The 23,002-nt window shown below is 71.3% G+C and carries 23 protein-coding genes and 1 riboswitch; of the genes, 17 read left to right on the forward strand and 6 right to left on the reverse strand.

Going from position 1 to position 23,002, the window contains the following annotated elements; translation table 11 throughout:
- Positions 1-12: 12 nt before the first annotated feature.
- Together nagA and IE264_RS21310 are read right to left on the reverse strand one after the other, a co-directional pair.
- Positions 13-1,170: an N-acetylglucosamine-6-phosphate deacetylase gene (nagA, locus tag IE264_RS21305; protein WP_015610334.1), complete on the reverse strand. Its 1,158-nt coding sequence runs from the start codon at positions 1,168-1,170 to the stop codon at positions 13-15.
- On the reverse strand, positions 1,170-2,063 hold the full coding sequence (locus tag IE264_RS21310; protein WP_229887688.1) for an ROK family protein: 894 nt from the start codon (positions 2,061-2,063) through the stop codon (positions 1,170-1,172). Before IE264_RS21310 ends, nagA begins: the two co-directional genes overlap by 1 nt.
- A gap of 434 nt (positions 2,064-2,497) precedes the next feature.
- On the opposite strand from IE264_RS21310, the gene IE264_RS21315 reads away from it, so the two are divergent.
- From IE264_RS21315 to otsB, 3 genes are all read left to right on the forward strand, one after another.
- Complete coding sequence (locus IE264_RS21315; protein ID WP_032758819.1) at positions 2,498-3,775, forward strand: ABC transporter substrate-binding protein; 1,278 nt, start codon at positions 2,498-2,500, stop codon at positions 3,773-3,775.
- 23 nt (positions 3,776-3,798) lie between these two features.
- Positions 3,799-4,119, forward strand: coding sequence for a DUF3263 domain-containing protein (locus IE264_RS21320; protein WP_015610337.1), 321 nt, complete (start codon positions 3,799-3,801; stop codon positions 4,117-4,119).
- A 324-nt stretch (positions 4,120-4,443) separates the two neighbouring features.
- Positions 4,444-5,301, forward strand: coding sequence for a trehalose-phosphatase (gene otsB / locus IE264_RS21325; protein WP_032758820.1), 858 nt, complete (start codon positions 4,444-4,446; stop codon positions 5,299-5,301).
- A gap of 7 nt (positions 5,302-5,308) precedes the next feature.
- Here the strand turns inward: otsB and IE264_RS21330 are convergent, their stop codons facing one another.
- Together IE264_RS21330 and IE264_RS21335 are read right to left on the reverse strand one after the other, a co-directional pair.
- Entirely contained in the window at positions 5,309-6,700 is a 1,392-nt protein-coding gene (locus IE264_RS21330; RefSeq protein WP_032758822.1) for an alpha,alpha-trehalose-phosphate synthase (UDP-forming), read from the reverse strand.
- A 157-nt stretch (positions 6,701-6,857) separates the two neighbouring features.
- On the reverse strand, positions 6,858-7,808 hold the full coding sequence (locus IE264_RS21335; protein ID WP_032758823.1) for a glucosyl-3-phosphoglycerate synthase: 951 nt from the start codon (positions 7,806-7,808) through the stop codon (positions 6,858-6,860).
- 175 nt (positions 7,809-7,983) lie between these two features.
- A riboswitch (SAM riboswitch) is annotated at positions 7,984-8,111 on the forward strand.
- 18 nt (positions 8,112-8,129) lie between these two features.
- Between IE264_RS21335 and thrC the strand changes: the two genes are divergently transcribed.
- The 10 genes from thrC (at position 8,130) to IE264_RS21385 (ending at position 18,291) form a co-directional block, all read left to right on the forward strand.
- A complete protein-coding gene (gene thrC, locus IE264_RS21340) occupies positions 8,130-9,422 on the forward strand; it encodes a threonine synthase (RefSeq protein WP_015610341.1) in 1,293 nt (430 codons plus the stop codon).
- 35 nt (positions 9,423-9,457) lie between these two features.
- Complete coding sequence (locus IE264_RS21345) at positions 9,458-9,736, forward strand: MoaD/ThiS family protein (protein ID WP_032758824.1); 279 nt, start codon at positions 9,458-9,460, stop codon at positions 9,734-9,736.
- Positions 9,737-10,176: 440 nt separating this feature from the next.
- Positions 10,177-10,383 (forward strand): cold-shock protein, encoded by a 207-nt coding sequence (locus tag IE264_RS21350; protein WP_003967346.1) that lies wholly within the window; start codon positions 10,177-10,179, stop codon positions 10,381-10,383.
- 367 nt (positions 10,384-10,750) lie between these two features.
- The gene (groL, locus tag IE264_RS21355; protein WP_015610343.1) at positions 10,751-12,373 is read left to right on the forward strand and encodes a chaperonin GroEL; all 1,623 of its coding nucleotides are present in this window, start codon (positions 10,751-10,753) and stop codon (positions 12,371-12,373) included.
- Positions 12,374-12,589: 216 nt separating this feature from the next.
- A complete protein-coding gene (locus tag IE264_RS21360) occupies positions 12,590-13,138 on the forward strand; it encodes a hypothetical protein (protein WP_032758825.1) in 549 nt (182 codons plus the stop codon).
- A gap of 538 nt (positions 13,139-13,676) precedes the next feature.
- Complete coding sequence (locus IE264_RS21365; protein ID WP_015610345.1) at positions 13,677-13,802, forward strand: keywimysin-related RiPP; 126 nt, start codon at positions 13,677-13,679, stop codon at positions 13,800-13,802.
- Between the two features lie 47 nt (positions 13,803-13,849).
- Complete coding sequence (locus tag IE264_RS21370; protein ID WP_032758826.1) at positions 13,850-15,736, forward strand: asparagine synthase-related protein; 1,887 nt, start codon at positions 13,850-13,852, stop codon at positions 15,734-15,736.
- Between the two features lie 2 nt (positions 15,737-15,738).
- Positions 15,739-15,990 (forward strand): lasso peptide biosynthesis PqqD family chaperone, encoded by a 252-nt coding sequence (locus tag IE264_RS21375; RefSeq protein WP_032758875.1) that lies wholly within the window; start codon positions 15,739-15,741, stop codon positions 15,988-15,990.
- Positions 15,987-16,472 carry a lasso peptide biosynthesis B2 protein gene (locus IE264_RS21380; RefSeq protein ID WP_032758827.1) on the forward strand — a complete coding sequence of 162 codons (486 nt, stop codon included), beginning with the start codon at positions 15,987-15,989 and terminating at the stop codon, positions 16,470-16,472. The genes IE264_RS21375 and IE264_RS21380 overlap by 4 nt, the downstream gene beginning before the upstream one ends.
- The gene (locus tag IE264_RS21385; protein WP_373301928.1) at positions 16,411-18,291 is read left to right on the forward strand and encodes an ABC transporter ATP-binding protein; all 1,881 of its coding nucleotides are present in this window, start codon (positions 16,411-16,413) and stop codon (positions 18,289-18,291) included. The genes IE264_RS21380 and IE264_RS21385 overlap by 62 nt, the downstream gene beginning before the upstream one ends.
- On the opposite strand, the gene IE264_RS21390 is transcribed toward IE264_RS21385, so the two are convergent.
- Both IE264_RS21390 and IE264_RS21395 read right to left on the reverse strand, forming a co-directional pair.
- A complete protein-coding gene (locus tag IE264_RS21390; protein ID WP_051821918.1) occupies positions 18,279-18,812 on the reverse strand; it encodes a Uma2 family endonuclease in 534 nt (177 codons plus the stop codon). The two genes, IE264_RS21385 and IE264_RS21390, sit on opposite strands and share 13 nt — an antisense overlap.
- On the reverse strand, positions 18,809-19,627 hold the full coding sequence (locus IE264_RS21395; protein ID WP_180288813.1) for a hypothetical protein: 819 nt from the start codon (positions 19,625-19,627) through the stop codon (positions 18,809-18,811). Before IE264_RS21395 ends, IE264_RS21390 begins: the two co-directional genes overlap by 4 nt.
- A 350-nt stretch (positions 19,628-19,977) precedes the next feature.
- Between IE264_RS21395 and IE264_RS21400 the strand changes: the two genes are divergently transcribed.
- The 4 genes from IE264_RS21400 to IE264_RS21415 all read left to right on the forward strand — a co-directional run bounded on the left by IE264_RS21400 (position 19,978) and on the right by IE264_RS21415 (position 22,973).
- A complete protein-coding gene (locus IE264_RS21400) occupies positions 19,978-20,523 on the forward strand; it encodes a GNAT family N-acetyltransferase (protein ID WP_032758831.1) in 546 nt (181 codons plus the stop codon).
- 140 nt (positions 20,524-20,663) lie between these two features.
- A complete protein-coding gene (locus IE264_RS21405; protein WP_015610353.1) occupies positions 20,664-21,164 on the forward strand; it encodes a SigE family RNA polymerase sigma factor in 501 nt (166 codons plus the stop codon).
- Positions 21,157-21,603 carry a hypothetical protein gene (locus tag IE264_RS21410; protein ID WP_190167678.1) on the forward strand — a complete coding sequence of 149 codons (447 nt, stop codon included), beginning with the start codon at positions 21,157-21,159 and terminating at the stop codon, positions 21,601-21,603. The genes IE264_RS21405 and IE264_RS21410 overlap by 8 nt, the downstream gene beginning before the upstream one ends.
- A 98-nt stretch (positions 21,604-21,701) precedes the next feature.
- Positions 21,702-22,973, forward strand: coding sequence for a mannosyltransferase family protein (locus IE264_RS21415; RefSeq protein WP_190167679.1), 1,272 nt, complete (start codon positions 21,702-21,704; stop codon positions 22,971-22,973).
- Positions 22,974-23,002: the final 29 nt, after the last annotated feature.

Here is a 23,002-nt window from a genome sequence, read left to right on the forward strand (position 1 = left end):
AATGCCGGGGCCTCAGGCCGTCTTGGGCTCGATGATCCACTCGCCCTTGCGCATGACGCCCGCCAGGACGAAGTCCTCGTCGAGCACCACCAGGTCCGCGTCCTTGCCCGGCTCCAGCGAACCGACCCGGTCGTCCACGCCCAGGAGGCGGGCGGGGTTGGCCGAGATGGAGCGGACGACGTCCTCGACGGGGATCCTGTCGATGGTGACGGCCCGGCGGAACGCGGTGTCCAGGGTGAGGGTGGAGCCTGCGATGGAGCCGCCCTCCACCAGCCGCGCCACCCCGTCGGTGACCGAGACGGCGAGCGGGCCGAGCTGGTACTGCCCGTCGCCGAAGCCGGCCGCGTCCATCGCGTCGGTGATCAGCGCGACCCGGCCGGCGCCCTTGTGGTGGTAGGCCAGCTCCAGGATCGCCGGGTGCAGATGCGTACCGTCGTTGATCAGCTCGACGGTGATCCGGTCGTCCTCCAGGAGGGCGGCGATCGGACCGGGCTCGCGGTGGGCGAGCGGGGGCATCGCGTTGAACAGGTGCGTGGCGACGGTGGCGCCCGCGTCGATCGCCTCGACGGTCTGCTCGTACGTCGCGTCCGTGTGGCCGATCGCGGCGATGATCCCGTGCTCGGCGAGCAGCCGTACGGAGTCGATGCCGCCGGGCAGCTCGGTGGCGAGGGTGAACATCCGGGCCGTGCCGCGGGCGGCGTCCATCAGCTTGCGGACCTCCGCCGGGTCCGGGTCGCGCAGCAGCGCCTCGCTGTGGGCGCCCTTGCGGCACGGCGAGATGAAGGGGCCCTCGAAGTGGATCCCGGCCAGGTCGCCCTGTTCGACCAGTTCGGAGAGGATGCCGGCGCGCCGGGCGAGGAAGTCCATCTCGCCGGTGACCGTGGAGGCGACCAGGGTGGTGGTGCCGTGCTCGCGGTGCGTACGGATGCCGTGGAGGACCTCGTCCACGGTGCCGGAGGTGAAGGAGGCCCCGCCGCCGCCGTGGTTGTGCATGTCCACGAAGCCGGGGACCACCCAGTGGCCGGTGAGGTCGACGATCCGGGCGTCCTCCGGTGCGGAACCGGAGATCCGGGTGGACTCGACGGTCACCCGGCCGTTCTCCACGGTGCCGGTGGGAAGGACCACCCGGGCGCCCGCGAGGACCGTGCTGTCTGCTGCGCGTCCGGCCATCAGGCGGAAACCTCCGTGGAGAGTAGATCCCAGGCGAGCAGCCCCGCGCCCAGGCATCCGGCGGTGTCCCCGAGGGCCGCCGGGACGATGTGGGGCAGCTTCTGGAACGTGACGCGTTCCTCGACGGCCGCACGCAGTGGTGTGAACAAGGTTTCCCCGGCCTCGGCGAGACCGCCACCGATGATGAGCGTGCGGGGATCCAGCAGGGTGAGTGCGGTGACGAGCCCCGCGGCGAGCGCGTCGACCGCGTCCCGCCAGACGGCGATCGCCGCCGGGTCGCCCGACTCGACGGCCTTGGCGCAGTCCGCGGCGTCCGCCTCGGGGTCGCCGGAGGCGGCGGCCCAGGCCCGGGTGACCGCGGCGGCGGAGGCCAGGGTCTCCAGACAGCCGCGCTGGCCGCAGCCGCAGTCCGGGCCGTCCGGCCGCACCACGATGTGGCCGATCTCGCCCGCGTACCCGTGGGCGCCCGCCTCGATGGTGCCCCCGATGCCGATGGCCCCGGCGATCCCGGTGCCCAGCGGCACGAACAGGAAGCGGTCGGCGCCCCGGCCCGCCCCGATCCGGCCCTCGGCGAGCCCGCCGGTGCGGACGTCGTGGCCGAGGGCGACCGGGATCCCGCCGAGCCGTTCGCCCAGCAGGGCGCGCAGCGGTACGTCGCGCCAGCCCAGGTTGGCGGCGTAGACCGCGATCCCCTTCTCGGCGTCGACGATGCCGGGCACGGCGACCCCGGCGGCGACCGCGCCCTCGCCGAAGTGCTCCTCGCCGTAGGCGCGCAGATCCGCGGCGAACGCGAGGATGGTCTCGACGACCGCGTCGGCGCCGCGCTTCCGGCCGGTGGCCCGCCGCGCCTCATGGAGCAGCGTGCCGTCGGTCCCGACCAGCGCGGCCTTCATTCCGGTGCCGCCCACATCGAGGGCGATGACATGTCTCACGAGAGACAGTTTCGCCCGCCGACCCCTAAAAGGTCTAGTCCACTAGCGTGGTTTGTTGCGCACCCATACAAAACGATGAACGAGTGAAGGGTGACTGTTTCCTGCCGTAAAGCCACGAAATGGGCACCCGGGTCGGAGGTCTGCCCAGCCAATGGTCTGGACCAAGATACGGGTTCGGGGCCCCGACTGCCAGAGCACGTAAGCCAGTTGTGGCCCCCGAGGTCCGTATATGTTGCCGAAGCGATACGCCGGTGGTGTAGACCTCCCCTCGGCGGTGGGGGAAAATCGCAGTTCATCCGGATGGTGGCAGGACGGGTGGCGGCACCGTGGCCGACCGACGAGAGGTCCGCACGGCGACGCGACGCCATCGTCCGTGAGCCAGGTGATAGACGAGGATGGGCGAGGCTGTGCAGCGGCGCTTTACGGTTCTGACCGCGGTGGTGGCCGCGCTGGGTATGACGGCAACGTTGTCGGGCTGCGGAGGTGACAGCGGCACGGGCGACGTCACCCTGAAACTGGTCGCCGCCGACTACGGCAACAGTGCGGCCAACAGCTCCGAGAAGTACTGGAGCGGTGTCGCGGCGGGCTTCGAGAAGGAGCACCCCGGCATCAAGATCGATGTCAGCGTCTACTCCTGGAAGGACGTCGACCGCAAGGTCGCCGAGATGGTGAAGGCGGGCAAGGCCCCCGACATCGCCCAGATCGGCGCCTACGCCGACTACGCCAAGGACGGCAAGCTCTACAGCGCCGACCAGATGCTCTCCATCCGCACCCAGGCCAACTTCCTGCCCACCCTCACCGACGCGGGCAAGGTCGACGGCACGCTGTACGGGCTCCCGTTCGTCGCCAGCACCCGGCTGCTCTTCTACAACGAGAAGCTCTTCGGCCAGGCGGGTCTCGACGCCCCCGAGACCTGGGACGACATCCAGAAGGACGCCACCGCGCTCAAGGCGAAGGGCGTCGAGTACCCCTTCGCCCTGCCGCTCGGCCAGGAGGAGTCCCAGGCCGAGACCCTGATGTGGCTGCTCAGCAACAGCGGTGGTTACGTCGACGACGTCGGCCTGTACGACATCGACTCGGCCCAGAACATCGCCACGTTCAGCTGGCTGCGGGACAACCTCGTCGGCAAGGGCCTCACCGGTCCCGTCGAGCCGGGCAAGCTGGACCGCGCCAAGGCGTTCGAGGCGTTCACCAACGGCGATGTCGGCATGCTCAACGGCCACCCCACGCTGATGGAGGAGGCCGAGGCCAAGGGCGTCAAGGTCGGCATGGTGCCGCTGCCCGGCGCCGAGGGGCCGACCAAGGGGTCGATGGGCGTCGCCGACTGGATGATGGGCTTCAAGCAGAACGGCAACCGCAAGGCGATCGGTGAGTTCTTCGACTACGCCTACTCGGACGAGAACGTGCTCGCCTTCGCCGACGAGTACGACCTGCTCCCGGTGACCGGCAGCGCGTCCGCCGAGATGGAGACCGACGCCAAGCACGCGAAGCTCCGCGAGTTCCTGGCGGCGCTGCCCAACTCCCAGCTGCCCCCGTTCGGCAAGACGTCCTGGGCCACGGTGAGCGAGGCGATCAAGACGAACATCGGCGACGCGGTCGCGCCCGGCGGGAGCCCGGAGCGGGTGCTCGGGGCGATAGCGGCCGAGGCGTCGAAGGCGGAGAGCGCGGAGTAGGCGGGCGCGGTTAGGTTGGTCGTATGACCGCCCCCGACGCCGAGCCCGCGTCCGAGCCCGAGCCCGCCAGTCCTGTCGGGCCTGAGCCGTCCGGGCCTGCCGGGCCCGCGCCTGCCGACCGTGAGCTGTCCGTGCGGGAGCGGGCCGTGCTCGCGCTGGAGCGGAGGTCCTGGGCGGGGCCCGGGGCGAAGGAGCGGGCGATCCGGGAGGAGCTCGGGATCTCCCCGGTCCGCTACTTCCAGCTCCTCAACGCGCTGATCGAGGACGAGCGGGCGCTGCGGGAGGATCCGGTCACGGTGAACCGTCTGCGCCGACTGCGCGAGGCCAGGCGCGACCGCCGCTGACCGCCCACGTCGGGGGCCCTGCCCCCGAACCCCCGCTCCTCAAACGCCGGAGGGGCTTGATTTTGCCGGCCCCGGCTTTCACCTGCGGGCGCCCATCTCTGACGGGGCGCGAGGCCCACCATTCCAGCCCCTCCGGCGTTTGAGGAGGGTGGGTGTGCTCTGCGGGCCGTGCGTGACGGGACCGGGGCTCGCAATTCCAGCCCCTCCGGCGATTGAGGAGCGGGGTGCGGGGCGGAGCCCCGGGTGGGCCAGGGCACGGGTTCGGGCTCGCGCCCCGGTCGGGCCCGGCCCCCGCCTCCGGCCGTACCCCGCTAGGCTCACCCCATGGGCAGCCACTCCGTACAGCCGCCGATCCCGACCCCGACCACCCCGGCCGGCCGCGAGGGCCTGGAGGCCATTCTCGCCCGGCCCGACCGCGCGGTCATCGCCCTCGACTTCGACGGCACGCTCGCCGACATCGTCCCCGACCCCGAGCGGGCCCGCGCCCACCCCGGCGCCGTGGAGGCGCTCGCCGCGCTCGCCCCGAAGGTCGCCTCCGTCGCCGTCATCACCGGCCGCCCCGCAGGCGTCGCCGTGCGCTACGGCGGCTTCGCGGGCGTCCCCGGCCTCGATCACCTCGTGGTCCTCGGCCACTACGGCGCCGAGCGCTGGGACGCCGCGACCGGCACCGTGAACGCCCCCGCCCCGCACCCCGGCGTCGCCGCCGCGCGGGCCGAACTCCCCGGCGTACTGCACGAGTTCGACTCCTGGCACGGCACCTGGATCGAGGAGAAGGGCCAGGCCGTCGCCGTCCACACCCGCCGCGCCGAGGACCCGCAGGCGGCCTTCGAGACCCTGCGCGGCCCCCTCGGCGAGCTGGCCGCGATGCACGGGCTGATCCTCGAACCGGGCCGCCAGGTGCTGGAGCTGCGCCCGCCCGGCATGGACAAGGGCGTCGCCCTGGCCACGTACGTCGCCGAGGTCGACGCCGAGTCCGTGCTCTACGCGGGCGACGACCTCGGGGACCTCGCCGCCTTCGCCGCGGTGGAGAAGCTGCGCGGCGACGGCCCGGACAGCATCCCCGGGCTGCTGGTGTGCAGCGGCAGCGCCGAGGTGCCCGAACTGGCCGAGCGGGCCGACCTGCTGGTCCCCGGCCCGGCCGCCGTGGTGGACTTCCTGGCGGCCCTGGCGGACCGCCTCTAAAAGCCGCTCACTCCTGCCGCAGCGCCTCCAACTGATCCAGGAACCACTGCTGCGGCGGGAGCGCCGTCGCCGCCTCCGCCAGCCGCTTCGTGCGACCCGTCCGCTCCTCGGCGCTCATCGACAGGGCCTCGTGCAGAGCCTCCGCCGTGCCCACCACGTCGTACGGGTTCACCACGATCGCGTCCTCGCCCAGCTCCTCGTACGCCCCCGCCTCCCGCGACAGCACCAGCGCGCAGCCGTGGTCGGAGACGACGGGGACCTCCTTGGCGACCAGGTTCATGCCGTCCCGGATCGGGTTGACCAGCGCCACGTCCGCCAGCCGGTACGCGGCGAGCGAGCGGGCGAAGTCGTCCTTGACGTGGAGGACGACCGGCGTCCAGCTCTCCGTGCCGTACGCCCCGTTGATCTCCGTGGCCAGGGTCTGCACCGCCGCCGTGTAGTCCCGGTAGACCGCGAGGTCCTGGCGCGAGGGGTAGGCGAAGGCCACGTGGACCACGCGCTCGCGCCACTCCGGGTGGGTCTCCAGCAGCGCCCGGTACGCGTGCAGGCCGCGCACGATGTTCTTGGACAGCTCGGTACGGTCCACCCGGACGATGGTCTTCCGGCCCTCGCCCACCTGCTCCCGCAGCGCCGCCATCCGCTCGTCCACGTCCGCCTCCTGCGAGCGCCGCCGCAGGAAGTCCGCGTCCGCCCCGAGCCCGTGCACCCCGATCCTGGTGCGGCCCGTCCCGCCGAGGATCTCCGTACAGCAGCTGATGAACGCGTCCGCCCACCGCCGGGTCAGGAACGCGGCCCGGTCCGCGCCGAGGATGCCGCGCAGCAGCTGCTCACCGATGTCGTCGGGGAGCAGCCGGAAGTAGTCCACCGGCGCCCACGGGGTGTGCGAGAAGTGGCCGATCCGCAGGTCCGGGCGCAGCTCGCGGAGCATCCCGGGGACCAGGGCCAGGTGGTAGTCCTGGACGAGGACCGCCGCCCCGGGGCCCGCCTCTTCGGCGAGCGCCCGGGCGAAGGCCCGGTTGTACGTCTCGTAGGAGGCCCACTGGCGCCGGAACTCCGCGTCGAAGACCGGCTCGACGGGGGTCTGGTACAGCAGGTGGTGGACGAACCACAGCACCGAGTTCGCGATGCCGTTGTACGCGTCGGCGTGGACCTCGGCGTCGATGTCGAGCATCCGTACGCCCGGTTCGCCGACCCCGCGCCGCACCGCCTCGCGGTCGCCGTCGCCGAGGGCCGCGCAGACCCACAGCTTGTCGTCGACGGCGCTGAGCCCTGAGACCAGACCGCCCCCGCCGCGCTTGGCGTCGAGCGTCCCGTCCTCACCGAGCGTGTACGTGATCGGGCCGCGGTTGGACGCGACGAGAACCTGGGCAGTGGAGGAGGGTGCGTGCTCGGAGACCATGTAGCGGAACCTAGCCCGTAAGGGAAGCCGCCAAACGCCTCAGAGCCTCATGCGGCCCACCGCGCCCGCGTACGCCTCGGGGCCGCCGGAGCGCCGCGTACCTCACGCCGCCCACCGCGCCCGCGTACGCCACAGAGCCGCCGGAGCGCCGCGCGCCTCACGCCGCCCACCGTTCCGCGTACTCCGCGATCTCCCGCATCGGCGGCCGCTCCTCCGTGTCCACCGCATGGGTGCGCGGCACGAACCCCTCCTCGCCCCGCTCGAACTGCGTCAGCGCCGGCCGCACCAGATGGCCCCGGGAGAGCCGCAGCTGCGCCGTGCGGTAGATCGCCGCCGCCATCCGGCCCAGCGCCTGCCCGTCCTGGTGGCGGTGGCGCCGCACCCCGACGTCCACCTGGCCCAGCGCGTCCAGGCCCACGGTGTGCAGGGCGTCCACCAGGAGCCCCAGCTCCACTCCGTAACCGACCGGGAACGGCAGCCGCTCCAGCAGCGAGCGCCGCACCGCGTACTCGCCGCCCAGCGGCTGCACGAAGCCGGCCAGCTGCGGCCAGTGCAGATTGAGCAGGGGGCGTGCCACCAGTTCGGTGACGCGGCCGCCCTGACCGGCGCTGTCACCGAAGGGACGGTCGTACATCGCCTTGACGAACTGCACGGTCGGGTCGGTGAGCAGCGGGCCGACCGTCCCCGAGACGAAGTCCGCCGAGAAGTCCCTGAGGTCGGCGTCGATGAAGCAGACGATCTCGCCGCTGGTCACCAGGAGCGACCGCCAGAGCACCTCGCCCTTGCCGGGCAGGGCCGGGATCCGGGGCAGGATGGCGTCCCGGTGGACCACCCGGGCGCCCGCGGCCCGTGCGACGGCGGCGGTGGCGTCGGTGGAACCGGAGTCGATCACGACCAGCTCGTCGACCAGCCGGACCTTCTCCATCAGCTCCCGCCGGATCGTCGCCACGATCGCGCCGACGGTGGCCGCCTCGTTCAGCGCAGGCAGCACCACACTCACCGAGGTGCGGTGCGGTGAGGAGTCCGGGGCGTCGGTGAGCCGGTCCAGCGGGCGGTCGGCGGACGACCAGGAACGCCTGGTCAGCCAGCGTTCCACCTCTTCGAGCACGGTCTGAACTCCCTGCGTGTGAGCTGTGTGTGAGCTGGATGTGATCCATCTCGCCGGTCGGACGACTATCTCAACCGTCCGGTCCTTCGGTTACAGTCTTGAACAACGCGGATGACCGTCGCATGTCGGGGTCCGTCCGTACACAAACGCCTGGATCGAAGATTCAGTGCCACAGAGCTCATCCAGAGGGACTGAGGGAACGGCCCGTTGAAGTCCCGGCAACCCTCCTACCGACCGCGAGGTCACGGTGGGGAAGGTGCCAATTCCGTCTTGTGGCGAAATGCGTCGCAAGGAAGATGAGGAGAAAGGGCCTCCGCCATCATGGCTGTTCAGACCATTGCAGAGAACACGACTTCTTCTGTCGACCTCGGTCCCGCCGCGGCGCTTTCCTGCCGCGAGTGCGGCGAGCGTTTCGAGCTCGGCCCCCTTTTCGCCTGTGCGTCCTGTTTCGGGCCACTGGAAGTGGCGTACGACCTGCCCGCCGGCTCCCCCGAGGAGCTGAGGAAGCGCATCGAGGCCGGCCCGAACAACATCTGGCGCTACGCCCCGCTGCTGCCGGTCCCGGCCGATGTCGCGGAGAAGCCCAATATCAACCCCGGCTTCACCAAGCTGGTCAAGGCCGACAACCTCGCCCGTGAGCTGGGCGTCACCGGCGGTCTGTACGTCAAGGACGACTCCGGCAACCCGACGCACTCCTTCAAGGACCGTGTCGTCGCGATCGCCGTCGAGGCCGCCCGAGCCTTCGGTTTCACCACCCTCTCCTGCTCCTCCACGGGCAACCTGGCCGGTGCCGTCGGCGCCGCCGCCGCCCGCGCCGGACTGCGCTCCTGCGTCTTCATCCCGCACGACCTGGAGCAGGGCAAGGTCGTCATGGCCGCGGTGTACGGCGGTGAGCTGGTCGGCATCGAGGGCAACTACGACGACGTCAACCGCTTCTGCTCCGAGCTCATCGGCGACCCGCTCGGCGAGGGCTGGGGCTTCGTCAACGTCAACCTGCGCCCGTACTACGGCGAGGGCTCCAAGACCCTGGCGTACGAGATCTGCGAGCAGCTCGGGTGGAAGCTGCCCGACCAGATCGTCATCCCGATCGCGTCCGGCTCCCAGCTGACGAAGATCGACAAGGGGTTCCAGGAGCTCATCAAGCTCGGCCTGGTCGAGGAGAAGCCGTACAAGATCTTCGGCGCCCAGGCCGAGGGCTGCTCCCCGGTCTCCGCCGCCTTCAAGGCCGGCCACGACGTCGTACGGCCCCAGAAGCCGAACACCATCGCCAAGTCCCTGGCCATCGGCAACCCGGCGGACGGCCCGTACGTCCTCGACATCGCCCGCCGCACCGGCGGCGCGGTGGACGACGTGAACGACGAGCAGGTAGTCGACGCGATCAAGCTGCTGGCGCGCACCGAGGGCATCTTCGGCGAGACGGCGGGCGGGGTGACGCTCGGCGTGACGAAGAAGCTGATCGAGGCCGGCGTGATCGACCCGACGCTCACCACCGTCGTCCTGAACACCGGTGACGGGCTCAAGACGCTCGACGCGGTCTCCGCGACCTCGCAGGCGACGGCCACCATCAAGCCGAGCCTGGACGCGTTCCGCGCCGCGGGCCTCGCCTCCGCCTGACCACCCCGACCGCAGCAGCCAGAAAGGCGTCCGCCATGAGCGTCAAGGTCCGCATCCCCACCATCCTCCGCACCTACACGGGCGGCCAGGCCGAGGTCCCGGCGGAGGGCACGAAGCTCTCCGAGGTCATCGAGTCCCTGGAGAAGGACCACCCGGGCATCGCGGCCCGCGTCCTGGACGACCAGGGCAAGCTGCGCCGCTTCGTCAACGTGTACGTCAACGACGACGACGTGCGCTTCGAGGGCGGCCTGGAGACGGTCACGCCCGACGGCGCCGGTATCTCGATCATCCCGGCGGTGGCCGGCGGTTGCTGAACCTCCGGAACGTTTCCGAGGGCCGCCGCGCCCTCTCCTGAACGCAGTTGCCCCCTCCGCCACACAGAGCGGAGGGGGCAATTCTGCATGGTTGAGCACGGTACAGTTGGGGAAGCCCCCTTCGCTGCGTGTGCCGCCCGCATATGAGAATGCGCCCGGCCCCGATAAGAAGCAGCCAAAGTGCGTGAACCCCTTGTGGCATAAGTGCCCTTTGCCTGGCCCGACTTGCCCGTAAATCTCAGCAATCCCGCATATTCGGGCGTTCACCTGTGCCCAGAATTCTCGTCCGATTGACCTGTTGCAGAGGGCAGTTGGGCGGATACATTCGGCCGCGGTCGACGCGCTGCGGCGCCGCACACCCTCTCCTGTCGGAGGGTGAGTTCCGACCCGGGCCCGCGAAGTGCGGTCCCGTGCAAGGGCCAGTTATAGGGGAGTTAGGCATGGCTCAGGGCACCGTCAAGTGGTTCAACGCGGAGAAGGGGTACGGCTTCATCGCGGTCGACGGTGGTGCGGATGTTTTCGTCCACTACAGCGCGATCCAGATGGACGGGTACCGCACCCTCGAAGAGGGTCAGCGAGTTGAATTCGAGATCTCGCAGGGCCAGAAGGGGCCCCAGGCCGACATGGTCAAGCTCGCCGTCGGCTGAGCTCGGCGCGGCCGTCCGACGTCACTACTCACGCACGCAGGGCCCGACCCCCGGATCAGGGGATCGGGCCCTACGTGCGTCCCGGCGGGTGGCCCGGTGCGTGGCCCGGCGCGGCGTGACCGCGCTGTCCATATCCGGTCCACATCCGGCCCCGTCCGGGCCGCATCCGAGGGGGACGCTTGCACTCGCAGGGGTCGAGTGCTAATCATTGGCGTTAGCACTCTCCAGGTGAGAGTGACAGAAACTTGGACCGGGCCGGTGAGGCCCGCAGGCGCGGTGGGGCAAGGAACCACCACGCAGGCAGGCCGTCCGTCGCGGGCGCCTCTCGGTCCGGAGAATCCACCCCTGTCCGGGAGGACCACTTCACATGGCCAAGATCATCGCGTTCGACGAGGAGGCACGGCGCGGTCTCGAGCGCGGGATGAACCAGCTCGCCGACGCCGTCAAGGTCACCCTCGGCCCCAAGGGCCGTAACGTCGTCCTCGAGAAGAAGTGGGGCGCGCCCACGATCACCAACGATGGTGTTTCCATCGCCAAGGAGATCGAGCTCGAGGACCCGTACGAGAAGATCGGTGCGGAGCTGGTCAAGGAGGTCGCCAAGAAGACGGACGACGTCGCCGGCGACGGTACGACCACCGCCACCGTTCTGGCTCAGGCTCTCGTTCGCGAGGGTCTGCGCAACGTCGCCGCAGGCGCCAACCCGATGGCCCTCAAGCGGGGCATCGAGAAGGCCGTCGAGGCCGTCTCCGCCGCTCTGCTGGAGCAGGCCAAGGACGTGGAGACCAAGGAGCAGATCGCTTCCACGGCCTCCATCTCCGCCGCCGACACCGAGATCGGCGCCAAGATCGCCGAGGCGATGGACAAGGTCGGCAAGGAAGGCGTCATCACCGTCGAGGAGTCCCAGACCTTCGGTCTGGAGCTTGAGCTCACCGAGGGTATGCGCTTCGACAAGGGCTACATCTCGGCCTACTTCGCCACCGACATGGAGCGTATGGAGGCGTCGCTCGACGACCCCTACCTCCTGATCGTCAACTCGAAGATCGCCAGCGTCAAGGACCTGATCCCGCTGCTGGAGAAGGTCATGCAGTCGGGCAAGCCCCTGCTGATCATCGCCGAGGACGTCGAGGGCGAGGCGCTCTCCACCCTGGTCGTCAACAAGATCAAGGGCACGTTCAAGTCCGTCGCCGTCAAGGCTCCGGGCTTCGGCGACCGCCGCAAGGCCATGCTCGCGGACATCGCCATCCTCACCGGTGGCACCGTGATCTCCGAGGAGGTCGGTCTCAAGCTGGAGAACGCCGGCCTGGACCTGCTCGGCCGGGCCCGCAAGGTCGTCATCACCAAGGACGAGACCACGATCGTCGACGGTGCCGGTGACAGCGACCAGGTTCAGGGTCGCGTCAACCAGATCCGTGCCGAGATCGAGAACTCCGACTCGGACTACGACCGCGAGAAGCTCCAGGAGCGCCTCGCGAAGCTGGCCGGCGGCGTGGCCGTCATCAAGGCCGGCGCCGCCACCGAGGTGGAGCTCAAGGAGCGCAAGCACCGCATCGAGGACGCGGTGCGCAACGCCAAGGCCGCCGTCGAGGAGGGCATCGTCGCCGGTGGTGGCGTGGCTCTGCTCCAGGCCTCGGCCGTCTTCGACAAGCTCGACCTCACGGGTGACGAGGCGACCGGCGCCAACGCCGTGAAGCTCGCGCTGGAGGCCCCGCTCAAGCAGATCGCCGTCAACGGTGGTCTCGAGGGTGGCGTCGTCGTGGAGAAGGTCCGCAACCTGCCGATCGGTCACGGCCTCAACGCCGCGACCGGCGAGTACGTCGACATGATCGCCGAGGGCATCATCGACCCGGCGAAGGTCACGCGCTCCGCTCTGCAGAACGCCGCGTCCATCGCCGCGCTCTTCCTCACCACCGAGGCCGTCATCGCCGACAAGCCCGAGAAGGCCGGCGCGGCCGCTCCGGGCGGCATGCCGGGCGGTGACATGGACTTCTGATCCGCCTCGGAGGCCCCGGTCTCCGGCTGATCGAAGTTCTGCGTACGTCCCACAGGGGCGGTACCTCCTTCACGGGGGGTGCCGCCCCTGTGGCGTGCGCGCGACACCTCTGTGACGCGCACGGCATCCCGGGGCCCGGCGCCCCTGGGACAATGCGGGAACGGTTGTCAGGCGCGCGGGGGACGCGGGCGGCACGCGAACGGGGGCGGGACGGCCATGACGGCTACGCGGGCGGGGAACAGGAACAGCGGTCCGGGGCGTGCGCGGTGGGACAGGGGGCGCCTCAAGGGCGCCTGGCTCGTCCTCGTGGGGACGGCCCTGCTCGCGGCGGGGCTGTTCATCGTGGTGACCGGTACGGGGCTCTCGGGGCCGGCCGGCCTGCGGATGGAGACCTTCGGCCGGATCGACTGCCGTGACACGCGCGCCGAGAAGGGGCAGACCGTCCGGCACTGCTTCGGCGAGAGCCCCGCCCAGCAGCGCGCCAACGAGGCGGAGCGCGAGCGGGTCGCGCGGGAGGCGCTCCGCGCCCATGTGGACGGTGTGCCCGCGCCGGCGGAGATCGGGCGTACGCGGATCCTCTTCGCGGACCACGACGGCAGGAACGACCCCGGGACGATCACCGCGACCCAGGTCTTCGACGGCGGACGGTGGTTCGCGCACTCGTCGACGGTGGTCGGCTACGGCATGATCCCGCTGCTGCTGGGCGCCGGAACGGCGGCCTGGGGCGGCTACCGGGTGCGCGAGGCGGGCGTGCGGCGCGGCTGAGGAGCCGTCGAGCAGGTGGGCCCGGGGGGGGCTTGGCCGAATGTTTACTTGCAGCACTCTTCCCCCTTCCCCTTGCGGCAGGGCGAATCCTCGCCCGTACGCCGATGCCGGTGGCGCGCCGGTCATCGGCGGGTGACGGCGGCCGCGGCGGGGGCCCGGGGAGCGCGGCCGGCTGGTTCTCCCGTTCCGCGGAAGGCCGTTGGATCTCCGGGCAGCTCACCCCCGGGTCCGGCTGCCGCTTGCGGCCATTGGTCCATTCCACTGCCCTGCCGGGCCTCGCCGGTGTGCGACTGCACATGCCAACGGGGCCGGTGGGCCGCCGTACGGCCGGGCGGCCCTGTGCCGACCGGTCACCGCCCTCCCCGCTCGCGCTATCCAGCCAACTTTGCGCGGTAAGTCGGAATCATGCGTACCGGTTCGGCAGCGGGACATGATGCCCCTGGTGTTCACCTGGTGAACACCAGTCACAGGAACAACTCCAGTTATGCAGACACCAGTTGGGCATAACGGTCGTCAACCGCACAGAAGGGAAGGTGTCATGAAGCTGCAGAAGAAGGCTTACGTGAAGCCGTCGCTGTTCAAGCAGGGCGACTTCTCGAAGAAGACCGCCGGTTACTTCGTCGGCTCGTACAAGGAGTACTGGGTTCGGCGCATCGTCTACTAGGCCGTCCCGTTCCTCGCCAGCCGTTTGAGAACTTCCGAAAGGTGAAGATGCCCGGTCTGCCGCGTGACTACTTCGTCGTCCTGCCGGACAGCGTGGCGGGCCACGCGGTGGCCGGGCACCTTCCCGCGCCGGACGCGACCGTCGTCCATCCCTCGGGCCGCCCCTGGGTCCTGGCCCGCCCGCTGTTCCGCAAGGTCAGCCACCTCCGCCGGGGCGACGACGCCCTGGTGCTCATCGGCCCGGACCGCGTCCCCGACGCCGTGCTCTCCGGCCTCCTGGAGGGCGTCCGCGACCGGGCCGCCCTGGAGCGCCGCCTGACCCGGCTGCCCGGCCTGTACCACGTGGTCGCCCGGCTCTCCGGCGAGACCTGGATCCGCGGCACCGCCTCCGGGCTCCGCCGGATCTACCACGCCCCGCACGCGGAGGCCGGCACCATCGCCTCCGACCGCCCCGCCGTCCTCGCCCACCTGACCGGCGCACCCCTGGACGACGGCGCGCTCGCCCTGCGCATGCTCGACTTCCTGCCGCACCCCCTGAGCCGGCGCGTCCTGTGGCGCGGCGTGCACGAGACCGGGGCCGGGTACGGACTGGCCCTGCCCGCCGCAGCACCGGGCACGGCCACCGCTCCCGGCCCTCGTGAGTACCGCTGGTGGGAGCCCCCGCCGGCGGAACTCTCCTTGGCGGAGGGCGCCCGAGGAGTCGGGGACGCCGTCGCCGCCTCCGTACGGGCCCATGTCGGCGGCCTGGACCGGATCAGCTGCGAGCTCTCCGGCGGCATGGACTCCACGTCCCTCACCTTCGCCGCCCGCGCGACCGGCCCGGAGACCCTGTCCCTGCTGACCGTGGCCGCCCGGGACCGCTACAGCGAGGACGAGACGTGGGCCCGCAGGGCGGTGGAGGAGGCGGCGAACCGGAGCACTCCGGAAGCCCCCGCCCCGGACCACCACGTCATCCCCGCCGACCGGGCCCCCTACTTCTACGCCGACCTGGCCGCCACCGCCGCCGAGCTCAACGACGAACCGCTCCCCGTCGCCCCCGGCCGGGCCCGCGCGCACCTCCTCCTGAGCGCCGCCCACGCCACCGGCTCCCGCTACCACCTCACCGGCTACGGCGGCGACGAACTCTTCCTCGGCCTGCCCCACGCCTACCAGGACCTCTTCCACGGCAACCCCTTCACCGCCTGGAACCACCTCAGCGGCCTGCGCCACCAGCTCGGCTGGCCGCTCCTGCCGACGGTGAAGGCCCTGCTGGACCGCTCCGCCTTCCCCCGCTGGATCGCCGGGGCGGTCACCGCCGAACTCCAGCCCCTCAGCCGCACCCCGCTGCTCTCCTGGGGCGTACGGCAGTCCCTGCGCCCCTGGTTCACCGACCACGCGAACGCGCTGATCACCGAGGAGTTCCGGGCCGCCGCCGAGCACGCCGAGCCGATCCACCCGTGGCGGGGGCGGCACGTGGACATCGACGCCGTACGCATGGGGGCCCGGCACTTCCAGGCGATGGAGGACATCGGCATGACGGTCGGGCTGCCGGTCGCCGCGCCCTTCTACGACGACCGGGTCCTGGAGGCGACCCTCGCCGTACGCCTGGAGGAGCGGATCAGCCCCTGGCGCTACAAGCCGCTGCTCGCCGAGGCGATGCGCGGGGTGGTGCCGGATGCGCTGCTGGCCCGTACGACGAAGGACCACATGTCCTCCGACGAACACCAGGGCCTACGCGAACACGCCCCGGAACTGGCGGAGTTGTGGACCGGCTCCAGGCTCGCCGAACACGGCCTGGTCGACGCCCGCCACCTGCTCCGGCTCGCCGCCGAACCCTTCTCGCCGGTCCTGGTCGAGCACTCCATCAGCTCCACCGTGGCCGGGGAGACCTGGCTGCGCACGGCCGAGAACGCCTGGCCCACCTCCCAGTTGACCCCCACGACCAGCGAGGCATGACCGTGAAGCTCAGAAAAGGCATCGCCGTCACGACGACCGAGTACGGAGGCGTGCTCCTCGACGAAAAGGACGGCAGCTACTGGCAGTTGAACGACACCAGCATCATCGTCGTGGAAACGCTCGCCGCCGGGCAGGCCCCCGAGGCCGCCGTCGAGCGGATCGTCGCCGAGTTCGACGTCGAGCGCGCGGAGGCGGAGGCGGACGTCGCCCAGCTGACGCAGCAGCTCGTCGAGGCGAAGATCCTGCGCCCATGACCACCGAGATGACGATGCCCCGCCGGGGCGCGGGCCCGGGCGGACTGCGGCTGCGCGCCGCGATCGCCGCGGCGTTCGTCCTGGCCCGCCTCAAGCCGGGCCGCCTGCGCCGGGTGCTGGCCCGCTGCAGCCGGGGCGCGAGCCCGGCGACGTACGACGGGACGCTGGAGGTGTACGAGGCGGTCATCGCCACCAGCCGCCGCTGCGCGGGCCGTTACGGCTGCCTGCCCCGCTCGGTCGCCATCGCCCTGACGTGCCGGATGTCGGGGACCTGGCCGGACTGGTGCGCGGGGGTCCGGACGGCACCGCCGTTCTCGCCGCATGCTTGGGTACAGGCGGGGGGCCGCACGGTCGGCGAGCAGGCGGAAGCGGCCGATCTGCGTCCTTTGATGGTGGTGACGGTACGCGAGGGGGTTCCGGGTGAGCACGGTGGCAGGGACGGGGACGGGGACGACGGGGGCGGGGCAGGGCGGGCCGCCTGAGGATGTGGAGGCGCCTGTGGCGGACGCGCCTGACACACCCCACGCGCCCGAAGCGCCCCCCGCAAAGGCCCCCGAGCAGTCCGGCCCCACCCCCCTCCGCCTCCTTCTCGCCCGGGTCCGCCCCCACCGGGCCGTACTCATCCGGGCGGGCCTGCTCTCGCTCGCCGGATCCGCGGCCGGGCTGGCGATGCCGCTGATGGCGAAGTACGCGGTCGACGCGTTCGCCGCGGACCGCTCGCCCGTGGCCCCCCTCGTCGCGCTCACCGCCCTCGTACTCGCGGGAGCCTGCCTCTCCGCGTACGGCCGCTACCTCATGGCCCGTACGGGAGAAGGCGTCGTACTCCGCGCCCGCGACCAACTGGTGGGCCGCATCATGCGGTTGAAGGTCCCGGCGGTGGACCGTCTGACCCCCGGCGATCTGCAATCAAGGGTGACCAGCGACACCACCCTCCTGCGAACGGTCCTCTCCAGCGGCCTGGTCGAGTCGTTCAACAGCGTGCTGATGCTGCTGGGAACGGTCGCGTTCATGGCGTACATGGACCTGACGCTGCTGGGCGTGACGCTGGTGGTGATCGTCGGAATCGGAGCCGTAACCGCACTGCTCATGCCCCGGATCCAGCGCGCGCAGCTCCGTGCACAGGAGTCCGTCGGAGCGATGGGCGCGGCCCTGGACCGGGTGCTGCAGGCCTTCCGTACGGTGAAGGCGAGCGGCGCCGAGGAGCGGGAGACGGCGGCCGTGGCCGAGGCGGCACGGCATGCGCACGACCGGGGTGTCTCGGTGGCGAAGTGGTCCTCGGTCTCCGACGTGACGATGATGATGTCGATCCAACTGGCCTTCCTGGCCGTGCTGGGCGTGGGCGGAGCGAGGGTCGCGTCGGGCTCCCTGGAGATCTCCTCACTCATCGCGTTCCTGCTCTACCTCTTCTACCTGATGGGCCCGATCGGCGGCCTGGTCGAGGGCTGGACGGGCCTGCAGAGCGGCCTCGCCGCCGTACGCAGGATCGACGAGGTGGAATCGCTGCCGGGTGAACCCGTCGGCCGGCCCGGGAGCGTACCGGGGGAGGGGACTCCGCTGCGGGTCGCCTTCCGGGACGTGACCTTTGGGTACGGGGACGAGCGCGCCCCCGCCCACAAGGGCGTCACGTTCGAGGTGGCGACGGGCGGGCTGGTGGCGCTGGTGGGCCCGTCGGGGGCGGGCAAGTCGACGGTGTTCAGCCTGCTGGAACGGTTCTACGACCACGACGGCGGCACGATCACCGTCGACGGCCGGGACATCCGGGACTGGCCGCTGACGGAGCTGCGCGGCTCGATCGCGTACGTGGAACAGGACGCGCCGGTCCTGGCCGGGACGCTGAGGGAGAACCTCCTCTTCGCCGCCCCCGACGCGCCGGAGGAGAGACTGACGGAGGCGGTAGCCCGTACCCGCCTGGACACCCTGGTCGCCCGGCTGCCCGACGGCCTGGACACGGCGGTCGGCCACCGGGGCGTCACCCTCTCCGGCGGCGAACGCCAGCGCATCGCCATCGCCCGCGCCCTGCTGCGCCGCCCCCGCCTGCTCCTCCTGGACGAGGTGACCTCGCAATTGGACGCGGTCAACGAGCAGGCGCTGCGCGATGTCATCCTCGAACTGGCCGAGCAGACAACGGTGCTGGTCATCGCCCACCGCCTCTCCACGGTCCGCCACGCCGACCGCATCGTGGTCCTGGAGGAGGGCCGGGTCCGCACGGCGGGCACGCACGAGGAGCTGATCGCGTCGGACGACCTGTACCGCGAGCTGGCGACGACGCAGTTGGCGGCGGCAACGGATCAGCCTGTGTAGTTCTTCAGCTCCTCGGTGTTGAGGGTGATGGAGACGGGGTGGGGGAGGGCGACGGCTTCGCCGAAGTCGTACAGGCGCTGATGCCGGTAGCGGACCGAGTCGGGTTCGCTGCGGACGGCGAAAGTGCCGGACCGGCGGTCGATGAGAAGGCGCAACGGGATGCCCGCCGCCGCGTATGGGCACGCGGACGCGTGGTCGTCATCGTAGGAGGTCATGTCCACGGTCATCAGGACGCCGCTGGTGGGGGCCCACTCCCCCTGTCCCGCAAAGTGCCGACGAGGGGCGAGGGCGCCGTAGGGACGGGCGCGACCCTGCCGGTGCGCCTCCACCATCAGCCCCTGCTCCGGATGCAGGTCGAGGTCGGGGCGATGCCGCAAGCACTGACGCAGCAGCCACATGAAGATGGTGCCGTGATCCCCGTCACGCACGGCCTTGACCTCCAGTTTTCCGTTGATCAGCTCAAGCGTCACGGTTTCGGGGCAGCTGCGGGCAAGCGCCTCGAAGTCCTCGACGGGCATCATCGGTATGTCCTCTCCGATCGGGGAACCAGGCCCGCCCGGACCGCGTTCATCCGGTCCCGTACCCCAGGCGGCTGCACGGCCCCCGGTGGCCCCACCGGCGGTTCGGGGACCGGTCCCCGGCACGGTCGGCAGAGGCCGCCGAGGAGGGCTTCGGGGGTGCCCGGGACTCCGCACTCGCCGCACTCCAGGGTGCGCAGGACGGTCCGGGGTGCGGGCAGGATCCGCTCCGGCGGCAGTTTGTCGAGCAGACGCCGTTCGACGAACCTCGCGGCGCTGTGGACGACGGGCGGCAGGCCGGCGGTGAGCGCGTGCAGCAGCTCCGCCTCCGTCGCGCCCCGCGCGAACCACTCGCCGACCTGCGGTTCCAGGTTCACGCAGGCGCTGTGGGACAGGGACAGCGCCGGGTTCTTGCGCCCAAGGGCGGCGAGCAGGATGAACGCCCGCGAACGGGTGGGCCGTTGGGGCAGGTCCGGTGGGGCGTCACCCCGGATGTAGGCGTTCCACCACTCGTCCTCGCGTGCCGTGCGGGAGAAGAAGGTCCGGGTCACCCAGAGCATCACCTCGTCGGTGATCACGCACTCGCTGCCGCGCCGCAGATGCCCGGCGGCCTGGAGCCGGTTGAGGGTGGTGCTCAGGGCGCACTGGCCGTACGGGAGGTGCCTGGCCAGCGTCTTCACGGAGATGTCGGAGCCGTCGGGCAGCCGGTCGATGTACGCGGCGACGGCGGCGTCGCGGGGGAGGAGGTGGACGAAGTCGCGCTCACCGCGCGGGCGTTCGTCGGGGGCGGAGCGCTTGCCGTACCCGGGCTTGGCCATGGGGTGCGGAGTTGCGGGCGGGAAGCAGGGGGGAGCACTAAGCTGGATGTCAGCCATGGGGATCGTCTTTAGTCCGATCTTTGTTGGTCAGACCCCTGTCGGTGTTCCACCACCGGCGGGGGTTGCCTTTTTCTTCTCTTGTCGTCCTGAACGCTAGAGCCTGGCGACCGTACGTGGCAAGTCGGTCACGAAAAGTCAACTTCGCGCACAACTCCGCAGACAGGGAGGGTGGGTGGGAAAACTGACCCATCCACCCCATCACTGTTAAGAGCGCTCGGGTCTCGCCCCTTGAGCTCCGGGAGGGTGAGTGGGCAGAGGGCGGTGGAACAGCCGTGCGGCAGGATCGCCGCATGACGAACACCAGCCCTATTGGCACCGCCGCGCAGTTGTCGTTCCGCCAGGCGGACGAGGCGGATCTGGACGAACTCGTACGCCTCCGTGACGATGCCGCGCGCTGGCAGATCGAGCGCGGCATCGATCAGTGGCAGCCCGGCGAGCTGGGCCCGGAGCACTTCCGGGGGCGGCTGCGCGAGGGCGAGGTGTGGCTCGCCACGCTAGGGCCGGGCGGGCCGAGCGCCGGGGCGTGGGAGCTGTGGTGGGACGACGGGCCCGCGTGGGGCGCCCAGCCGCCGGTCGCGGGCTACGTCCACCGCCTGATGACCGACCGGCGGACCGCCCCGCCGGGCGCCGGCCGCGTACTGCTGGCGGAGGCCGAGCGCCGGATCGCCGCGTACAGCCGGGAGCTGTGCCGGCTCGACTGCCTGACGTCGAACACCCGGCTCCGCCGCTACTACGAGGACGCGGGATACACGGTGGTCGGCGAGCAGTCGGGGAAGGCCGGGGACGGCGGGCGGACGTACGGGGTCACCCTGCTGGAGAAGCGGCTGGGGGTGTGACCGGTCTCGGGGGCGGCTGGACGGGGCCCTGGCCTCCTGAGTTCCGTGACGACCATCACTCCGATGCTCCGCCGTTGATGTAGACCGGATGGCCGGCGGTGGGCGTATACCCGGTGAAGCGAAAGATCCGGGAGCCACTTTTGACCGTCGAGGAGTTCGAAGAGTTCTACGCCCAGGCGGTCGCGCGTCTCACAGGCCAGTTGTACGTGATGACGGGGGACCTCCAGGAGGCGCAGGACGTCGTGCAGGAAGCGTTCGTCAAGGCGTGGGTCCGGCGGGGGCGGCTGGAGCGGGACGGGCAGCCCGAGGCGTGGATCCGTACGGTCGCGTGGCGGCTGGCGGTGAGCCGGTGGCGCTTCCGGCGGCGGTCGGCGGACGCCTGGCACCGGGGGAGCGACGCGGCGGAGCATGTCGCGCCGCCGGACCCGGACCACGTGGTGCTGGTCGACGCGCTCCGGGAACTGCCCGCCCAGCAGCGGCGGACCCTGACCCTGCACTACCTGTGCGACCTCACGGTCGAGCAGATCGCCGGTGAGACCGGGCTTTCCGCGAGCACGATCAAGACGCATCTGGTTCGCGGACGGGCGGCGCTTGCCCACCGTCTGCAGGACCCCCGCATGGAGGAGGCTCCTGATGTCTGAACCACGTGACCGGTCGGCGTCGGAGGATCCGTTGCGGTCCCTGTTCCGGCAGGCCGGGGAGTTCGGGCAGGGCCGCTCCGTGGCGGACCCCGCCGCGAACATCACCGAACGCGGCATGCGGGCCCAGCGGCGTCGGATGGCCGCGCTCGCGGTCGGGGTGTGCCTGGTCGTCGGTGGTGGCGGTGCGGCCGTGGTCGGCTTGCTGCCGGTGACGCCGTCGCCCGTCCCTCCGGCCACGAGCCCGTCGCCCAGCTACCCGTCCCCCGCGCCGCCGCCGCCCGCCGGGACGCTGACGGAGCCGCCGACGCCGAGCAACACGTCGCCGGGGGCGCCGGGGTCGTTCACCAGGACCAGCGCTCCTGGGGGCCCGCCCACGACGGAGGCGCCTTCGGCTTCCTCATCGTCCACATCGACCGCAGGGGCGACATCGATGCCCTGATGGCAGGGCTTTACGACTGACCCTCTCCCACCACCCCCGTGCCCCGGCGTCTTCACCGGGCGGTCCCCCATGCCCTGACGCGCCCGAAAGGTGCCCGAGTGTCCATCCTGCCCCCGGGGCTGCGGCCTGCCCCGCCACGGCTAGAGAGCCCCGAGCCCCGGACCGTACCGAGCGAGCGCCGGGCGGTCGTCCCGTCCGGATCGCGTGAGCGCCGGGCCGCCCCGTTCGGCCGGGCGTCTGCCTGGCTGAGCCCTGCCGACCGGCAGGTGCTCGGGCTCTACCTCCTGACCCGTATATCCCTCTGGATCACCGCCCACGGCGCCCGGTGGCTCTTTCCCCGGGGCTCCGATACGCGGGATGCGGGGCCGGTCCTCGCGCCGTTCCAGCGGTGGGATGCGAACCACTACCTCCACATAGCGCGCGACGGCTACTTCCCGGCCGACGCGGGCCCGTGGGTGAGCGGTTGGGACAACCGGGAGGCCTTCTTCCCCGGCTTCCCGCTCCTCCTGAGGGCCGTGCACACCGTCGTCCCGAGCTGGACGGGCGCGGGCCTGCTGATCTCGTTCGTCGCGGGCGCCGTCGCCGTACTCGCACTGGCCCGCATAGCCCGTTCCTACGTCCCCGCGGACGTCGACGGGCGGCGCACGGTCCTGTTCTTCCTGCTCTCCCCGTGCGCCGTCTTCCTGGCGGTCGGCTACACGGATGCGCTGTTCCTGGCGTTCGCGCTCCCCGCGTGGCTGGCGGCCCGGCGCCACCACTGGGCGTTGGCGTGCGCGCTGACCGCCCTGGCGACGACGGTACGGGTCAGCGGTCTGTTCCTGGCAGCCGCGATCGCGGTGCTGTTCGCGCTCTCGGCCCGGAGTCAACAGGCTTGGCGCTCGGTGGGCTGGCTGGCGCTGCCCGCGCTGCCGCCCGCCGCGTACAGCTGGTACCTGCACGGCCGCACGGGCGACTGGATGGCCTGGAAGCACGCGCAGGAACGCGGCTGGTACCGGGAGTTCCACGCGCCCTGGGAGGCGTGGGCCAACACCTGGAACGCGGCGTTCGACGGCGTACACACGACCGGCTATGCCGCCATGTTCCAGGCGGAGTTGGCGGCGATGGCGGTGGGTCTGGCGCTGGTCGCACTGCTGGTACGCCGGCGGCGTTGGCCCGAGGCGGTGTACGTCGCACTGAGCCTGTGGGCGCTGGGAACCTCGTACTGGTACACGTCCATCCCCCGCGCCACGCTGCTGTGGTGGCCGCTGTGGATCGGCCTGGCGGCGCTGAGCCTGCGCCGCCCGTGGTTCAGGACGGCGCACCTCTGCGTGGCGGTACCGGTGACCGCGCTGGTGGCGCTTGCCTTCCTCACCGGGCGGTGGGCCGGCTGAGGGCGCCCATTTACGCAAGAACTCAACTT

Source organism: Streptomyces microflavus (assembly GCF_014650075.1).
GTDB lineage: Bacteria > Actinomycetota > Actinomycetes > Streptomycetales > Streptomycetaceae > Streptomyces > Streptomyces microflavus.

Bases quoted from the DNA above. Each gene is read 5' to 3' on its own strand.
- IE264_RS21365 (WP_015610345.1), top strand. From the start codon at position 13,677: ATGAAGCTGCAGAAGAAGGCTTACGTGAAGCCGTCGCTGTTCAAGCAG.
- IE264_RS21410 (WP_190167678.1), top strand. From the start codon at position 21,157: ATGTCTGAACCACGTGACCGGTCGGCGTCGGAGGATCCGTTGCGGTCC.
- IE264_RS21320 (WP_015610337.1), top strand. From the start codon at position 3,799: ATGACCGCCCCCGACGCCGAGCCCGCGTCCGAGCCCGAGCCCGCCAGT.
- IE264_RS21370 (WP_032758826.1), top strand. From the start codon at position 13,850: ATGCCCGGTCTGCCGCGTGACTACTTCGTCGTCCTGCCGGACAGCGTG.
- IE264_RS21390 (WP_051821918.1), bottom strand. From the start codon at position 18,812: ATGATGCCCGTCGAGGACTTCGAGGCGCTTGCCCGCAGCTGCCCCGAA.
- IE264_RS21350 (WP_003967346.1), top strand. From the start codon at position 10,177: ATGGCTCAGGGCACCGTCAAGTGGTTCAACGCGGAGAAGGGGTACGGC.
- groL (WP_015610343.1), top strand. From the start codon at position 10,751: ATGGCCAAGATCATCGCGTTCGACGAGGAGGCACGGCGCGGTCTCGAG.
- IE264_RS21310 (WP_229887688.1), bottom strand. From the start codon at position 2,063: ATGAAGGCCGCGCTGGTCGGGACCGACGGCACGCTGCTCCATGAGGCG.
- IE264_RS21345 (WP_032758824.1), top strand. From the start codon at position 9,458: ATGAGCGTCAAGGTCCGCATCCCCACCATCCTCCGCACCTACACGGGC.
- IE264_RS21360 (WP_032758825.1), top strand. From the start codon at position 12,590: ATGACGGCTACGCGGGCGGGGAACAGGAACAGCGGTCCGGGGCGTGCG.
- IE264_RS21315 (WP_032758819.1), top strand. From the start codon at position 2,498: ATGGGCGAGGCTGTGCAGCGGCGCTTTACGGTTCTGACCGCGGTGGTG.
- IE264_RS21330 (WP_032758822.1), bottom strand. From the start codon at position 6,700: ATGGTCTCCGAGCACGCACCCTCCTCCACTGCCCAGGTTCTCGTCGCG.
- IE264_RS21380 (WP_032758827.1), top strand. From the start codon at position 15,987: ATGACCACCGAGATGACGATGCCCCGCCGGGGCGCGGGCCCGGGCGGA.
- otsB (WP_032758820.1), top strand. From the start codon at position 4,444: ATGGGCAGCCACTCCGTACAGCCGCCGATCCCGACCCCGACCACCCCG.
- thrC (WP_015610341.1), top strand. From the start codon at position 8,130: ATGGCTGTTCAGACCATTGCAGAGAACACGACTTCTTCTGTCGACCTC.
- nagA (WP_015610334.1), bottom strand. From the start codon at position 1,170: ATGGCCGGACGCGCAGCAGACAGCACGGTCCTCGCGGGCGCCCGGGTG.
- IE264_RS21395 (WP_180288813.1), bottom strand. From the start codon at position 19,627: ATGGCCAAGCCCGGGTACGGCAAGCGCTCCGCCCCCGACGAACGCCCG.
- IE264_RS21400 (WP_032758831.1), top strand. From the start codon at position 19,978: ATGACGAACACCAGCCCTATTGGCACCGCCGCGCAGTTGTCGTTCCGC.